Annotated in this window: 16 protein-coding genes and 1 pseudogene; 15 read left to right on the forward strand and 2 right to left on the reverse strand. The window is 41.3% G+C overall.

From position 1 onward, the window contains the following. Positions 1-154: 154 nt before the first annotated feature. From F3G98_RS08350 to F3G98_RS08395, 10 genes and pseudogenes are all read left to right on the forward strand, one after another. Positions 155-2,437, forward strand: a pseudogene (locus F3G98_RS08350) (ribonucleoside triphosphate reductase). A 68-nt stretch (positions 2,438-2,505) separates the two neighbouring features. Next, positions 2,506-3,210: an anaerobic ribonucleoside-triphosphate reductase activating protein gene (locus F3G98_RS08360; protein WP_103643087.1), complete on the forward strand. Its 705-nt coding sequence runs from the start codon at positions 2,506-2,508 to the stop codon at positions 3,208-3,210. Between the two features lie 85 nt (positions 3,211-3,295). Next, positions 3,296-4,441, forward strand: coding sequence for an iron-containing alcohol dehydrogenase (locus tag F3G98_RS08365; protein ID WP_149726014.1), 1,146 nt, complete (start codon positions 3,296-3,298; stop codon positions 4,439-4,441). 29 nt (positions 4,442-4,470) lie between these two features. Continuing rightward, the gene (locus tag F3G98_RS08370) at positions 4,471-5,112 is read left to right on the forward strand and encodes an NAD(P)H-binding protein (RefSeq protein WP_149726015.1); all 642 of its coding nucleotides are present in this window, start codon (positions 4,471-4,473) and stop codon (positions 5,110-5,112) included. Continuing rightward, positions 5,109-5,879, forward strand: a complete 771-nt coding sequence (locus tag F3G98_RS08375; protein ID WP_149726016.1) for an SDR family NAD(P)-dependent oxidoreductase — start codon at positions 5,109-5,111, stop codon at positions 5,877-5,879. The genes F3G98_RS08370 and F3G98_RS08375 overlap by 4 nt, the downstream gene beginning before the upstream one ends. A gap of 39 nt (positions 5,880-5,918) precedes the next feature. Further along, the gene (locus tag F3G98_RS08380; protein WP_149726017.1) at positions 5,919-7,355 is read left to right on the forward strand and encodes a subtype B tannase; all 1,437 of its coding nucleotides are present in this window, start codon (positions 5,919-5,921) and stop codon (positions 7,353-7,355) included. A gap of 15 nt (positions 7,356-7,370) precedes the next feature. Then, the gene (locus tag F3G98_RS08385; protein ID WP_149726018.1) at positions 7,371-8,051 is read left to right on the forward strand and encodes a putative quinol monooxygenase; all 681 of its coding nucleotides are present in this window, start codon (positions 7,371-7,373) and stop codon (positions 8,049-8,051) included. Positions 8,052-8,058: 7 nt separating this feature from the next. Then, on the forward strand, positions 8,059-8,235 hold the full coding sequence (locus tag F3G98_RS10470) for a hypothetical protein (RefSeq protein ID WP_180999510.1): 177 nt from the start codon (positions 8,059-8,061) through the stop codon (positions 8,233-8,235). A gap of 15 nt (positions 8,236-8,250) precedes the next feature. Continuing rightward, on the forward strand, positions 8,251-8,811 hold the full coding sequence (locus F3G98_RS08390) for an NAD(P)H-dependent oxidoreductase (RefSeq protein WP_103608763.1): 561 nt from the start codon (positions 8,251-8,253) through the stop codon (positions 8,809-8,811). After that, positions 8,808-9,038, forward strand: coding sequence for a DUF2798 domain-containing protein (locus tag F3G98_RS08395; protein ID WP_103601220.1), 231 nt, complete (start codon positions 8,808-8,810; stop codon positions 9,036-9,038). The genes F3G98_RS08390 and F3G98_RS08395 overlap by 4 nt, the downstream gene beginning before the upstream one ends. A gap of 38 nt (positions 9,039-9,076) precedes the next feature. Here the strand turns inward: F3G98_RS08395 and F3G98_RS08400 are convergent, their stop codons facing one another. Both F3G98_RS08400 and F3G98_RS08405 read right to left on the reverse strand, forming a co-directional pair. Continuing rightward, the gene (locus F3G98_RS08400) at positions 9,077-9,367 is read right to left on the reverse strand and encodes a DUF5339 domain-containing protein (protein WP_021087009.1); all 291 of its coding nucleotides are present in this window, start codon (positions 9,365-9,367) and stop codon (positions 9,077-9,079) included. A 110-nt stretch (positions 9,368-9,477) separates the two neighbouring features. After that, positions 9,478-10,122, reverse strand: a complete 645-nt coding sequence (locus F3G98_RS08405; protein ID WP_012140636.1) for a ferritin family protein — start codon at positions 10,120-10,122, stop codon at positions 9,478-9,480. A gap of 240 nt (positions 10,123-10,362) precedes the next feature. On the opposite strand from F3G98_RS08405, the gene F3G98_RS08410 reads away from it, so the two are divergent. The 5 genes from F3G98_RS08410 to F3G98_RS08430 are packed head-to-tail and all read left to right on the forward strand — an operon-like array spanning position 10,363 to position 14,281. After that, entirely contained in the window at positions 10,363-11,019 is a 657-nt protein-coding gene (locus tag F3G98_RS08410) for a thiol:disulfide interchange protein DsbA/DsbL (RefSeq protein ID WP_149726019.1), read from the forward strand. Between the two features lie 8 nt (positions 11,020-11,027). After that, positions 11,028-11,648 carry a protein-disulfide oxidoreductase DsbI gene (gene dsbI / locus F3G98_RS08415; RefSeq protein WP_149726020.1) on the forward strand — a complete coding sequence of 207 codons (621 nt, stop codon included), beginning with the start codon at positions 11,028-11,030 and terminating at the stop codon, positions 11,646-11,648. A 47-nt stretch (positions 11,649-11,695) separates the two neighbouring features. Continuing rightward, positions 11,696-13,345, forward strand: a complete 1,650-nt coding sequence (locus tag F3G98_RS08420) for a sensor histidine kinase (RefSeq protein ID WP_149726021.1) — start codon at positions 11,696-11,698, stop codon at positions 13,343-13,345. 3 nt (positions 13,346-13,348) lie between these two features. Then, entirely contained in the window at positions 13,349-14,038 is a 690-nt protein-coding gene (locus F3G98_RS08425) for a response regulator transcription factor (RefSeq protein WP_103575861.1), read from the forward strand. 60 nt (positions 14,039-14,098) lie between these two features. Further along, positions 14,099-14,281, forward strand: a complete 183-nt coding sequence (locus F3G98_RS08430; RefSeq protein WP_103608767.1) for a hypothetical protein — start codon at positions 14,099-14,101, stop codon at positions 14,279-14,281. Positions 14,282-14,337 lie beyond the last annotated feature (56 nt).

A 14,337-nucleotide genomic window follows, 5' to 3' on the forward strand; every position in this document is an offset into this window, starting at 1 on the left:
AAATACGTAAAAATATACTTAAGAAAACTCTCTAAAATTTTATATTTTTTGATAAATATTATTAAACAAAAGAAAATAGTTATTTATCTTTTAAGTTTTCTTGTCCTATACTTTTAAACTCCATATCAAAAAAATAATCAGAAAAGAGCAAGTGATGCGTGAAATTTTAAAACGAGATGGCACAAGGCAAGAATTTGTAGCATACAAGATAGTAGATGCGATAAAAAAGGCATTTGCCAGCGAAAATAAAGCTTACGACGAGCAAGTTTTTACAAATGTAGTCCAAGATATCTTTCAAAAATCAAGTGCGATAACAGTCGAAGACATCCAAGATGCGATAGAAAAAGAGCTATTTGACGGCGGACATTTTGAAGTACTAAAGAGCTTCATGCTCTACCGCCACACCCACAAGCTCCAACGCGAGCAAATTTTAGGCCTAAACGAAGATACGACCTATATAAACTCAACCCAAACTATAAATGAGTACATAAACGGCACCGACTGGAGAATTTCTGCAAACTCAAACACGAGCTACTCAAACGCAGGGCTTATAAACAACACAGCCGGCAAAGTCATAGCAAACTACTGGCTAGACGCTGTTTATAGCAAAGAAGAGGGTTTAGCTCACAGAAATGGCGACTATCACATCCACGATCTTGACTGCCTTACAGGATACTGTGCTGGCTGGAGCCTGCGAGCTTTGCTAAACGAGGGCTTTAACGGCGTTCGTGGCAGGGTCGAGAGCAGGGCGCCAAAGCACTTTAGAGAGGCGCTTTATCAGATGGCAAATTTCTTAGGAATTTTGCAAAGCGAGTGGGCGGGCGCTCAGGCGTTTTCTAGCTTTGACACCTATCTTGCGCCTTATGTTTTTAAAGACGATCTAAGTGACGCCGAGATCAAAAAGGCGATCACTAGCTTTATTTTCAACCTAAACGTGCCTGCGCGCTGGGGACAAAGTCCATTTACAAACGTAACCATAGACATCACCTGCCCAAGCGACCTAAGAGATCAGATCCCAACGAGCGATGATATACACCTTTTTACAAATGTAAAAGATGAGAAAATTTTGAAAAAAGCAAACGAGCGTGGCAGGAAAAATTTGATCGATATGACCTACAAGGACTTCGAGCCTGAGATGGTACGCATAGATAAGGCGTTTTACGAGGTCTTAACAGCTGGGGATAAGTGCTCGCAGCCTTTTACATTTCCGATACCGACGGTAAATATCACAGAGGATTTTAACTGGGATAGCGAAGTGGCGGACGTGCTCTTTGAAAACACCGCAAAAATGGGCTCAAGCTACTTTCAAAATTTCATCGGCTCACAATACACTTATGACGAAAATGGCAACAAGATAGAAAACGAAAACGCCTACAAACCAGGCCACGTGCGCTCTATGTGCTGCCGTTTGCAGCTTGATCTAAGAGAGCTTTTAAAGCGTGGTGGCGGTCTTTTTGGAAGTGCTGAGATGACTGGCTCAATAGGCGTCGTAACTATAAATTTAGCCCGCCTAGGATACAACTACAAAGGCGATAAGGTCGCACTTTATAATAGACTAAGCTACCTTTTAGACCTAGCTAAATCAACCCTAGAGAAAAAGCGTAAATTTATCCAAGAGATGTATGACAGAGGGCTTTATCCTTACACGGCGAGGTATCTAAAGCACTTTAACAACCACTTTAGCACGATCGGCATAAATGGCATGAATGAGCTACTTAGAAATTTCACTGGCGACAAAGAGAACATCTCAACTAAATTTGGACGTGAATTTGCCCTTGAGATGGTTGGCTTTTTACGTGATAAGATAAGGACATTTCAAGAAGAGAGCGGAAATTTATACAACCTTGAGGCCACTCCAGCTGAGGGCACGACCTACCGCTTTGCCAAAGAGGATAAGAAGCGCTATCCAGACATCATCCAAGCAGGCGAGGGCGATAATATCTACTACACAAACTCAACCCAGCTACCTGCAAATTTCACAGACGACGCTTACGAAGCGCTTGATCTGCAAGATGAGCTACAAAGCGCCTACACTGGCGGCACCGTCTTTCACCTATATATGAAAGAGCGCATCAGCTCGGCTAAAGCTTGCAAAGAGCTTGTAAAGAGTATAATCTCAAACTACAAACTCCCATACATCACGATAACGCCAGTCTTTAGCGTCTGCGCAAAGCATGGCTACATAGCTGGCGAGCATGAGTTTTGCCCACTTTGTGATGCAGAGCTTATAGAAAATGAGAAGAAAAAATCCAAATAAGGAGAGAAAATGACAGAAAAAGAAATCTTAGAAAAAGTGCAAGACAAACGCACAAGATGCGTGGTTTATACTCGTGTTATGGGCTATCACAGACCAGTTGAGAGCTTTAATCTCGGTAAAAAAGGCGAGCACAAAGAGCGTGTTAAATTTGACGAATACGCAAGTTGCTGCAAGAGATAAATTTCTTGCCTAAAAACAATAATAAATTTAAAAAAATAAACTAAAATGCAAACCAAAGGCACGCCATTGTGCCTTTTAGTTTAAAAAGGGTCAAAAACTTGCAAAAAGTCTTTAGTATAACGCCATTTACGACGCTTGACTACCCAGACAAAGTGGCAGCTGTCATTTGGTTTGCTGGGTGTAATATGCGCTGCGGATACTGCTACAATATCGAGGTCGTAAAGTCAAATGGCACTATAAGCTTTAGTGAAGTTTGCGACTTTTTAGACCGCAGGGTCGGCAAGCTAAATGGCATAGTCTTTAGCGGTGGCGAATGCACAGCAAACCCTCTGTTTATGCGTCTAGCACGCGAGGTAAAGGCGCGCGGCTTTAGCTTAAAAGTAGATACCAACGGCTCGTATCGTGACGTCTTGAAAGAGGCGATAGATGAGGGGCTGATTGACTACATCGCGCTTGATTTTAAAGCTCCAAAAGAGAAATTTATAGGCATCACTGGCTCAAATTTATATGAGAAATTTGCCGCCACGCTAAAATATCTCATAGAGATAAATTTTAAATTTGAAGTTAGAACGACCGTGCATGCGGACTTGCTAAGCGAAAAAGATATCAGCGAAATGTCTGAACTACTTTTTGAACTTGGGTATAGAGGCGACTACTTTTTACAAAAATTCTTTAACACTGGCGAAAATTTTGGAGGCTTAGGCGATCCAAAAAACAGCTTCGATCCAGATAAGATCACATCAAAACTACCTATCAGACTAAGAAATTTCTAAATTTAGCAAAGACTAAAAATAGCTAAAAATAAGAAAATTTAACTAAAATTTACCCCAAATCACAAAATCAAATAAGGAGAAAACTATGCAAAATTTCAGCTTTTTAAACCCTACTAAAATAGAATTTGGCAAAGACAAAGAGCAAAACATCGGCAAATATATGAAAGAATTTGGCGCAAAAAAGACGCTCATCATCTATGGCAGCGACAGGATCATGAAAAACGGACTTTTTGACGTTGCCACAAAGAGCCTAAGCGCAAATGGCATCGAGTTTTGCAAGATAGGTGGCGTGAAGTCAAACCCAGTGCTAAGCAAGGTAAATGAGGCTATAAATTTAGCTAAAAAAGAGGGCGTCGATAGCGTGCTAGCCATAGGCGGTGGCTCGGTGCTTGATAGTGCCAAAGCCGTAGCTGCTGGAGTAAAATATAACGGCGACGTTTGGGACTTTTTTACTGGAAAAAGCCCAAAAGAAGCGCTTATGATCTTTGACATCATAACGCTTGCTGCAACTGGCTCAGAGATGAACGGCGGCGCAGTCGTCACAAACGAAGCCACAAAAGAGAAATTTGCCATGCACGGCGCTTGTCTTTACCCAAAAGTGTCGGTGATAAACCCACTTCTTCAAGCAAGCGTTAGCAAGGAGTACTTGGTCTATTCAGCCTCAGACATCATCGCTCACAGCATCGAGGGCTACTTTACGGCGAGTATCCAGCCTGAGATCATAAATTTATACATCGAAGCAAACATCAAAACGGTCATGAAAACGACTGAAATTTTACTAAAAGAGCCAGAAAACTATGGCGCTAGAAGCGAGTTTGCCTGGGCTGCGACGATGGCGCTAAATGGCCTAACTTACGTTGGCACGGCTGGCTACTCTTATCCAAACCACATGATCGAGCACGCCATAGGTGCGGTGGTTGATTGCGCGCATGGGGCTGGGCTAAGTGTCGTTATGCCAGCTTGGATGAAGTGGTATAAGAGTAGAAATTTAAAGGCATTTAAGCGCTTTGGCAAAGAAATTTTTGGCGTGGATGACGCAGACGAGGCTATTAAAAAGCTAAAAGAGTGGTTTAGTAAGATCGGCACACCAACAAGCCTTATAGAGATCGGCGTTGATGAGTCAAATTTAGACGAGATCATGGCGTTAGTTTATGACTACGCTAAGGGCAGGGGCTTGGAGCAAATTTATACAAAAGAGGCTATAAGCGAAATTTTTGCCTTAGCGAGATAGAATTTATCCAAAATTTATAAAGGATAAACATGAAAAAGGTCGCCCTTATAGCAGGAGCCAGCGGCGCTGTAGGAAGTGAAATTTTAAAAGATTTATGTGGGAGTGAGCACTATAACAAGGTGGTCGCCCTCGTTAGGCATGAGCTAGAATTTACCCATGAAAAGCTTGAAGTAAAGATAGTAAATTTTGATGATTTTAAAGATGAGGTGCCATTTATCGCTGATGACGTTTTTTGCGCGCTTGGCACGACTATGAAAGCCGCAAAGCACAAAGAGCAGTTTTACAAAGTCGATGTGACCTATCCGATAAATTTCGCCAAATTTGGCTTGGAGTGTGGCGCAAAACGCTTTATTTTGCTCTCAGCTGCAGGGGCAAACAGAAAGTCAGGCTCATTTTACCTAAAGGCAAAAGGTCAAGCAGAAGCAAAGATAAAAGAGCTTGGATATAGCTCATTTCACATCGCTAGGCTGCCACTTATCGAGGCTGAGAGAAAGGAATTTAGACTTGGCGAGTATCTAGCGATAAAGGCGTTTAAATTTATCCCAAAAGGCTTTTTTGACGAGTATCGTCCGATGAGGGCGGCTGATATCGCTAAAGTGATCGTGCAAGTAGCACAAGATGACCACAGCGACGGTGTGAAAATTTATAATCCGGAGGAATTTACAAAATGAAAAAATATATAGTGATCACTGGAGCAAGCTCAGGCATAGGAGCGGCCGCGGCAAAGGCATTTGCAAGACGCGGGGAGAATTTGATCCTTATCGCAAGGCGGGGCGAGCTTTTAGAAAATTTAAAAAGCGAGATAGCTAAATTTGCAAATGTCGATGTCGTGATAGAGCTTTGCGATCTCTCAAAGCAAGAAAATGCCATCTTGCTTTGGCGTGATTTAGAAAAATTTGAGCTAAAAGCGCTTATAAACAACGCTGGCTTTGGCGACTATAACAAGGTCGGCGAGCAAAATTTAGACAAGATCACGCAGATGATAAATTTAAACATCATCTCGCTTGTGACGCTCTCAACACTCTTTACGAAAAAATATAAAGACAAAGATACACAGCTTATAAACATCTCTTCGATAGGCGGCTACAAGATCGTGCCAAACGCCGTCACATACTGCGCTAGCAAATTTTTCGTAAGTGCCTTTAGCGAGGGGCTTTACCACGAGCTAGCACAGGACAAGCAGGCAAAGATGCAAGCAAAAGTGCTGGCCCCAGCTGCCACAAAGACAGAATTTGGCATGGTGGCAACTAGCAAAGAGAGCTACGACTACGACAAGGCGTTTAAAAAGTACCACACGAGCGAGCAGATGGCGGAGTTTTTGCTTCGCCTTTATGATAGCCATTACTGCGTTGGCTCGGTCGATAGAGATAGCTTTGAGTTTAGCCTAAGTAAGCCAAAATTTGACTATGCGATCAAGTATAAGCCAAAAGATAACTAGGCGTTAAAGCAAAAGTAGGACAAAATAAAAAGGTAGATCATGAAATGCGTTAGAGTTGCTATTTTAGGGGTTTGTTTGGTAGGCGCTTGCTTTGGGGGCGAACTTAAATTTGATGAAAAAAAATTTGAGCTAAAAAGCGTGCAAATTGGTGAGAGGACGCTTAAATTTAGAGCTTACGAGGGCATAGTCTATGTGGCAAAGCCAGCTAGCGACTACGAGGTCTTAAATTTCTATGTGCCAGAGGGTAAATTTGACGATAAAACTACGGCTATCTTTATGCCAAACGCGATCGGTGGCTACATGAGCGCAAAGCCTTCAAAGCCAGAAATCCAAAACGAAAAACCAAATGCCACTCTTGAAGCGCTTCTTAGAGGCTACGTCGTGGCAAGCGTTGGCGCTAGGGGCAGGACGCTAAAAGATGGCGAGAAATTTATCGGCAAAGCACCAGCTGTGATAGTCGATCTAAAAGCGGCCGTTAGATATCTTAAATTTAACGACAAATTTATGCCAGGCGACGCAAACAAGATCATCTCAAACGGCACGAGCGCAGGCGGCGCGATGTCAGCACTTCTAGGAGTAAGCGCAAATGCAAAAGAGTATGAGCCATATCTTAAAGAGCTAGGCGCTGCAAAGGCGGACGATCAAATTTATGCCGTCTCAGCCTACTGCCCTGTTACAAATTTAGAGCATGAAGACGAGGCGTATGAGTGGATGTTTGGGGATTTGGATAAATTTGAAAGGATTGATTTTGCAAGTCTTGATGCGGCTAGCTTTAATGACAGGAGCAAAAAGCCAAAGATGATCACAGGCGAGCTAAACGCCACGCAAAAAGAGCTCTCACACGAGCTAAAGAGTAAATTCCCAGCCTATCTAAACTCGCTAAATTTAAAAGACGCCAAAGGCCACGCACTAAGCCTTGATGAAAATGGCGAGGGCAGCTTCAAAGAGTATATAAGCGCTCTCATCTCAAGGGCTTTTACCGCTACAAAAAGCAGCGACAAAAGCACGCTCACACCTAAATTTATCACCCTTGATACGCAGGGCTGCTCGCTTGGATATACCTTTAAGCTTGAAGACTTCATCGCCTCGCTAAAACGCGCCAAAGCGGTGGTTGCCTTTGACGGCCTAGCTCTTGAAAATCCTGAAAACGACCTCTTTGGCGATAGCAAAACGCCTGCAAAGCACTTTACTAAATTTGCAAAAGAGCGAAGTGGCGGCCAGATGGCAGAGGCTAGCGTCATAAAGATGATGAATGCGATGAACTACACCGCAAACAAAAATGGAGCGAAATTTTACCGCATAAGGCAGGGCACAAACGACACCGACCTAGCCCTTGCCGTACCTGCTATGCTCGCGCTCTCTCTTAAAAATGCTGGCAAAGAGGTTGATTTTGAAGCGGTCTGGGGGCAAGGACACGGTGGCGACTACGATCTAGACGAGCTTTTTGCTTGGATAAAAAGAGTTGAGAAGAGATAAATTTAAGGAGATTTGATGTTTAAAAAGCTATTTTTACTAGCGGTTTTGGCAGCTTTTGCCTTTGGGGCGGAGGCGAAAGTGAGCTTACAGGAGCTGCTTTCAACGCCAAATAATAAGAGCTTGCTGAGACAGCTTGGCAGGGAAAATATACTAAGCTCAAAGAGCGAATCAGGCACGCAGGCGATCTTTTTTGCGAGCGCAAAGAGCAAGCCAGAGCTATTTTACCTGTTTGAGTTTTACAAGGACGAGGTGGCTTATAAAAAGCATATAAGCTCGGTGCACTATAAGAAATTTGCAAGTGCGAGCGCTGAAATTTTGGCTAGTAAAAAGGCTATAAACGTGAAAAAACGAGCTGCGTTTTCAAAAAATTTAACGCCAGAGCGCCTAAAAGATGCCTACTTTCACATCACAAATTTAAGCCTTTTAGCAAAGAGCGATGTGAAATTTGAAAAGATCATCAAAAAATATATGCAAAAAAGCGTAGATGAGGGTGCTTACGCGCAGTTTGCCTTTAGCCAAAAAGAGGCACCTAATAAGTGGGTGCTGGTTGAAATTTACAAAGACGAAGCTAGCTTTGAAAGCTACCGCCACAGCGAAAACTACAAAGCCTACGCCAAAGAGCGAGCTGGGCTGATAGAGGAATTTGACGGCTTTGGCCTAAAAAACGAGACCTCATTTAGCAAGGTAAAATTTTAGGAGATTTATGAAGAAAATTTCACTTTTTTGCGCACTGGCACTCATTGGCAGCACGGCTTTTGCCCTTGATAAGGCAGGATGTGAGAGTTTAAAAGATTTGAAAATTTTAAACAACGAGATGATAGATGCGCTGTGGAGTGAGAGTGGCGATACCAGCAAGGCAAGTAGCTTTGTTTGCAAGTAAATTTAAGGGGCAAAAATGAGTGAAATTTTAGTCGTATCAGGTCACACCGACCTTGAAAATTCCTTTGCAAATAAGATCATCTTGGGCGAGCTAAAAAAGCACCTGCCAGAGGCTAAATTTGACATACTAAGTGAGCTTTATAAAAACTACGCTATCGATGTAAAAGCTGAGCAAGAAAAGCTAGTAAAAGCTGATGTGATCGTGCTTGTTTATCCATTTTTCTGGTACGGCGTGCCATCACTTTTACAAAAGTGGCTTGAAGATGTGCTAGTTCATGGCTTCTCTCACGGTAGCAAGGGAGATAAGCTACATGGCAAAAAGCTGGTGCTTTCATTTACCTCTGGCGCGCCTGAGGAGCTTTATAAAAAAGAGGCGCTTCAGCGCTATGAGATAGAGGAGTTTTTGCCGCCACTTAAGGCGCTAGCAAATATGTGTGGCATGGAGTTTGCAGGCTATGTTTATAGCGGAGGGCTATCGTATCAGAGTAGGCACGATGAGGCAAAGCTTGCTTTGATGAGGCAAAAGGCGCTTGATCATGCAAAGAGGCTAGAGGAGCTGATAGGTAAAATTTCATGATACCAGCGAAATTTTATAGATATGTTTTTGCGTTTATAATGTCAGCATTTATGGCGCTTATAATGTCCTTTATGTTGACATATTTTAACCTAGGCTTTATTGACGGCTTTGTGCAAATTTGGTTAGCAGCTTATCTAAAAGCCTTTATGGTCGCCTATCCTGTGATATTTTTCATAGCGCCACTGGCTGCAAAACTAGCAAATTTGATATGTAAAAGTGAGAAGTAAATTTAAAGAGTGGCTAGAGAGCCTAGCCACGTGAAGGTTTATTTTAAAAGACCTTGTTTTTTCATTTGATCCATTACTTGAGCAAACATCTCTTTAGCTTGTTTGCAAGTAGCGTCTTGTTGCTCTTTTGGTAAAGAAGCTAGTTGATCCATTGATTGTTTCTTTTGATCTTCATACATTTTTACTTGTTGCTCTTGACCAGCTTTTTTGTAAGCTTCGACCATTTTGTCGATGTCTGAGAAGTAAGATTTGCAAGTATCTGTAAGATCTGCAGCGTTTAGGCTTAGTGCAAAGCCAAGAGTAGCTAAAACTAAAAGTGATTTTTTCATCTCTTTCTCCTTGTGAAAATTTGAAGAGATTATATAACTTTTTTATTTTAAATAGATTTAAATTTATTAAATTTAGCCAAGACAAGCGCCTTGGCTAAATTTTTGGCTTTTTAGCCTAAGAATTCGCGTTTAAAATACTCTTTTGGAGCTTTGCAAAGTGGGCAAGCGCCTGGAGCTTTTTTGCCTCTATGAACGTGTCCGCACACCTCGCAAACCCAGATATCCTCTTCGTCACTCTCAAAAAAGCCCTCTTCATCAAGCATCTTTTTAAGCTCTAAATACTCCCTTTCATGCTCAACTTCAACCTTACCGATCGCGTTAAATAGCCTTTCAACATCTCTTAGCTCTTCTTCTTTTGCGATCTTTGCAAAGTCTGGATACATCGTCGTATGCTCGTAGTTTTCGCCAGCTGCAGCGTCAAGTAAATTTTTATCCATCTTATCGATCGGATCGTTCATCATCTCGTGATATTTCTTAAATTCAGCCCTTGCGTGCCATTTCTCGTTTTCAGCTGCCTCGTAAAAGTGTCTAGCTATCGCGTGATAGCCTGCTTCTTTAGCTAGGTCGCCGTAAAGCTCATACTTGTTTCTAGCTTGTGACTCGCCAGCAAATGCCTTCATTAAATTTACTGCTGTTAAATTTTCAGTGATGCATTTCATCTCTTCGCCGCAACAGGTTAATGTGCCACCGCCAACTTTTTGAACTTCGATCTCGTTGCCGCATTTCTCGCATTTGTATGTTTCGTACTGTCTCATTTTGACTCCTATTTTGATAAAATTTGAGCGGATTATAACCAAATAATTAAAATATGTAAATAATAATTTTTATTGATAACGTATATTATTTTTATAAATTTAACAAAAAAACAAAATCACCAAACCCATCATCATAAATTTAAAAAAGATAAATTTCAGCCAAAATTTATTCTAGCGTTAAAAGTGCGGTTGAGCTTGGTTGTAGAATAACTCAAAATAAATCATCCAAAGGAGAATATTATGAGTTTTCTATCTAAATTTAGTAAGGCTATCTTTGCCGTTGCCGTTGCTGGTGCGATCAGTGCGAGCGCATTTAGCGAGGGCGAGGACTACGTCAAGCTTGAAAAGCCACTAAGTGTGGGACAAAACACGTTAGTTAAAATTTTTAGCTACGCTTGCCCATTTTGCTATAAATACGACAAGAGCGTCACTCCAAAGGTAGTTGAGAAAATCCCTGGACTAAAATACGAGCCATTTCACCTAAAGACAAAGGGCGATTACGGCGAGGTTGCGAGCAAGGTCTTTGCCGTACTTATCGTTATGGACGAGGCAAAAGGAGTGAGCTTGTTTGATGAAAATTCGCTATTTAAAAAGGCTAAATTTGCCTACTACAAAGCTTATCACGACAAAAAAGAGCGCTGGGGCGATGGCAAAGACGTTGAGGGCTTTTTAAAGACTGGACTTGAGGCTGCTGGCGTTAGCAAAGCAGACTACGAAAAAGAGCTAGCTAATCCAAAAGTGACTGAGCTACTTAAAAAGTGGGATGAGAGCTATGATGTGGCTAAAATTCAAGGCGTGCCAGCATTTGTCGTAAATGGCAAATATCTCATCATGACAAAATCAATCAGCTCGCTTGACGGCATGGCAGCACTCATCGAAGAGCTACTTAAAAAATAAGGCGCCACATGAGCTTTTTTAAAAAAATGGCTAAATTTCAAGACTCACGCATCTCTTGGGCGATCTTAGTCTTTGTAAGCGTCGCGCTTGTCGTTATAGCGCACTCGCTCTTTCAAAACTACGCTTATATGCCGCCTTGCGAGCAGTGCGTCTATATACGTTTTGCCTTTTTGTGTATGGCGCTTGGTGGCGTGATCGCTATCATAAATCCTAAAAATTTGCTCTTTGCCCTAGTTGGCTATGTCTTTGCATTTTGGGGAGCGGTGCAGGGCATAATGTATAGCGTGAAGCTAGCCAAAATCCACGACGCGGTGCATGGCGATGATCCATTTGGCGTGCAGGGCTGCTCGACTGAGCCACACTATCCATTTGGCTTGCCACTTGAGAAGTGGGCGCCTGACTGGTTTATGCCGACAGGTGATTGTGGCTATGACAGCCCTATGGTGCCTGATGGCACGGTGCTAAGTGATTTGCAAAAGAGCATAGTGGATCTTTACGCAGATGGCTGGTATCTTGTGCCGTCTTCTAAATTTATGTCGATGGCGGATTGCACGCTGCTTGGTTTTGGCGTTTGCTTTGTTGTGCTTGCACTTATGCTTGTTTCAAAGCTCTTATCTTTTACGAAATAAATTTTAGTTAGCCCTATTTTTGGGCTAACTTAGGATATACTGCGCGCATGGGTATTAATTTAAAATCACAAAATATTAAAATTTATGCGATCATCTTGCTAGCAAGTCTCTTTGTCGTGCTTCTTGGGCTAAACAGCTACAACAAAGCAAAAGAAAAGATCATCGAGCTATCTGATAAAAACAACATCGCAGTTAGTAAAAACATCGTTAGCAACTTTCAAATTTGGCTTGATGAGCGCTTAAATTCACTCATCCGTGCGTCAAAATTTATCCAAAACTCTAATATCATTGATGACGATACTAGGGTGGCAAATTTTATAAAGCTCTTTAAAGAAAATGCAAAAGAATTTGATCTCATGCAGCTTCTAAGAGAGGATGGCGAGATATTTGTAGATGGGCAAAAGATATCAGAAGAGGTGATGTCAAAGCGTGAGCGAGCAGGGCTTATCTGGTATGTCGAGACAAAAAACACAAATGCCCCAAGCGTAAATTTCATGCAAAATCACAAAATTTTAAAAGACTCAACTTTAAATTTATGCGTGCCAGTTGAAAAGGATGATAAATTTGAGGCGGCACTTTGCGGCGTCGTGCGCATAGGCACTATCTTTGATAGCATCAAAAACTTTAGCCTTGCGCCAAATTCTTACTCATTTTTAGTAACTCACAGCGGCGAGATCCTCACATCGATGGCTGATATAACGCTAAAAAGAGAGATCGAGGAGAAATTTAAGGAGCTATTTTTAAAAGATGAGGATATCACTAGCCTAAAGATAGGGCAAAATTTGATCCAAGTAGCCGAGATACCGACGATGAACTGGTTTATCGGAGCTGGCACAAACAACGAAGAAGAAATTTTAGCCATGACAAGAGAGGCGCTAAAAAACGCCCTAAATTTACTCTTTGCCTTTGTGGCACTTGCATTTTTGGCAAACAGCCTGCACAACTTCATGTATAACAAGATAAAAAAGGTGCAAGACGAGTACGAGACCTTGCTAGCGCACAGAGCTAAGATGAGCGAGGCTGGGGAGCTTATAAGTGGCATAAGTCATCAGTTTATCCAGCCAGTAAATTCGCTAAAACTGATGCTAAGCTCGGCGATAATGCTAAAAAAAGAGGGCAAGCTAAGCGATGAGGAGCTTTTAAATTTACTAGAAAAAGGGCAAAGCTCGATCGAGCTACTTTCAAAAACAATCGAAATTTTTAGAAATTTTTACAAAAGCGCTGAAAATGTTAGCGAATTTGAGATCCAAACAAGCGTTAGAAATTTAATAACACTTATGCACACAGAGCTTAGCCGTGCAAATGTGAGCGTGAAATTTAGCGGTTTTGAAGAGATGAAGGTCTGTCAGATAGAAAACATCATCCAGCAAATTTTGCTAATCCTAATCCACAACGCAAAGGATTCACTCGTTGAAAGCTACAAAGATGAGCCGCTAAAACGCGTGATAGAGCTTAAATTTAGAAGCTTTGAAGATAAGTGCTACATCGACGTTTATGATAATGGTGGCGGCGTGAGCTACGAGATGAGTAAGAAAATTTTTACCTGGCTAAACACGACTAAAAAGCAAGGAAATGGCATAGGACTTTACTTTGCTAAAAAGCTCGCGCGTGAGAAGCTAAATGGCGACATCACGCTTGCGCACAACCTAAAGCCAACTATTTTTGAGCTAAGCTTTGAGAGGAATTTAAAGGGTTAAAAGATGCAAGAGGCGTTAGAAATTTTAAAAAAAGTATCTATCTTAGTAGCTGAGGATGACGAGATGGCAAGGGAGCTCATCATCACTGGACTTAAGCCATACTGTGGTCAGGTCGTAGGTGCAAAAGATGGACAAGATGGGCTGGAGAAATTTAAAAAACAGGGCTTTGACATCGTGATGAGCGACATTCACATGCCAGTGCTAAATGGCTTTGAGATGATGAATGAGATAAAAAAGCTAAAGCCTCATCAGAAATTTATCGTCTTTACTTCATACGACAGCGATGAAAATTTGATCAAGAGCTATGAGCAGGGGGCGACCTTGTTTTTGAAAAAACCTATCGATATAAAGGATCTTAGATCGATGCTGATAAGCCTAAGCTTCGAGCGAGATGAGAAGCTAGTGCGCTTAAGTGATGAGGTGAGTATAAATTTAAAAAGAGAGAAAATTTATAAAAACGGCAATGAGCTATACCTTAGCTTTTTGCAAAATAAGATATTTTGGCTATTTGCTTACAACCTAAATAAACTCGTGACTTACGAGATGATAGAGGAGTTTGTCTATGAGAGCACAGAAGTAAGCAAGGCTGCGATACAAAATGTCGTGCTGCGCCTAAAACGCGAGCTTGGAGTTAAATTTAAAAACATCAGCGAGAGTGGGTATATATTAGTCGCCAAGAGCGAAAAAGCATAAATTCAAAATAGCAAAATTAATATTTTTATCTAATAGTATCTTAAAAGTAGTGATAAATTTATGTCACTACTAGCTAAAATTTATAGAAAAAGAGATGAAAATTTGCAAAATTTGATAGATAAACTTAAGAAAATTTATGTCACAAGTGGGTATAAATTTATGATAGTTATAAATAAAAAACATTTTGATATAAAAGGGCTAAATTTAGTGGTAATAAGGCTAGATAAAGGCTTTTTTGATTAAGAATTTATGCGTTTAAAATGAAAAAAATTTTGTGACATTTTTGGGTTATTTTATCA

This window comes from Campylobacter concisus, assembly GCF_902460895.1.
Lineage (GTDB): Bacteria > Campylobacterota > Campylobacteria > Campylobacterales > Campylobacteraceae > Campylobacter_A > Campylobacter_A concisus_BC.

Bases quoted from the DNA above. Each gene is read 5' to 3' on its own strand.
- F3G98_RS08430 (WP_103608767.1), top strand. From the start codon at position 14,099: ATGTCACTACTAGCTAAAATTTATAGAAAAAGAGATGAAAATTTGCAA.
- F3G98_RS08370 (WP_149726015.1), top strand. From the start codon at position 4,471: ATGAAAAAGGTCGCCCTTATAGCAGGAGCCAGCGGCGCTGTAGGAAGT.
- F3G98_RS08400 (WP_021087009.1), bottom strand. From the start codon at position 9,367: ATGAAAAAATCACTTTTAGTTTTAGCTACTCTTGGCTTTGCACTAAGC.
- dsbI (WP_149726020.1), top strand. From the start codon at position 11,028: ATGAGCTTTTTTAAAAAAATGGCTAAATTTCAAGACTCACGCATCTCT.
- F3G98_RS08420 (WP_149726021.1), top strand. From the start codon at position 11,696: ATGGGTATTAATTTAAAATCACAAAATATTAAAATTTATGCGATCATC.
- F3G98_RS08390 (WP_103608763.1), top strand. From the start codon at position 8,251: ATGAGTGAAATTTTAGTCGTATCAGGTCACACCGACCTTGAAAATTCC.
- F3G98_RS08380 (WP_149726017.1), top strand. From the start codon at position 5,919: ATGAAATGCGTTAGAGTTGCTATTTTAGGGGTTTGTTTGGTAGGCGCT.
- F3G98_RS08375 (WP_149726016.1), top strand. From the start codon at position 5,109: ATGAAAAAATATATAGTGATCACTGGAGCAAGCTCAGGCATAGGAGCG.
- F3G98_RS08395 (WP_103601220.1), top strand. From the start codon at position 8,808: ATGATACCAGCGAAATTTTATAGATATGTTTTTGCGTTTATAATGTCA.
- F3G98_RS08405 (WP_012140636.1), bottom strand. From the start codon at position 10,122: ATGAGACAGTACGAAACATACAAATGCGAGAAATGCGGCAACGAGATC.
- F3G98_RS08365 (WP_149726014.1), top strand. From the start codon at position 3,296: ATGCAAAATTTCAGCTTTTTAAACCCTACTAAAATAGAATTTGGCAAA.
- F3G98_RS10470 (WP_180999510.1), top strand. From the start codon at position 8,059: ATGAAGAAAATTTCACTTTTTTGCGCACTGGCACTCATTGGCAGCACG.
- F3G98_RS08385 (WP_149726018.1), top strand. From the start codon at position 7,371: ATGTTTAAAAAGCTATTTTTACTAGCGGTTTTGGCAGCTTTTGCCTTT.
- F3G98_RS08410 (WP_149726019.1), top strand. From the start codon at position 10,363: ATGAGTTTTCTATCTAAATTTAGTAAGGCTATCTTTGCCGTTGCCGTT.
- F3G98_RS08425 (WP_103575861.1), top strand. From the start codon at position 13,349: ATGCAAGAGGCGTTAGAAATTTTAAAAAAAGTATCTATCTTAGTAGCT.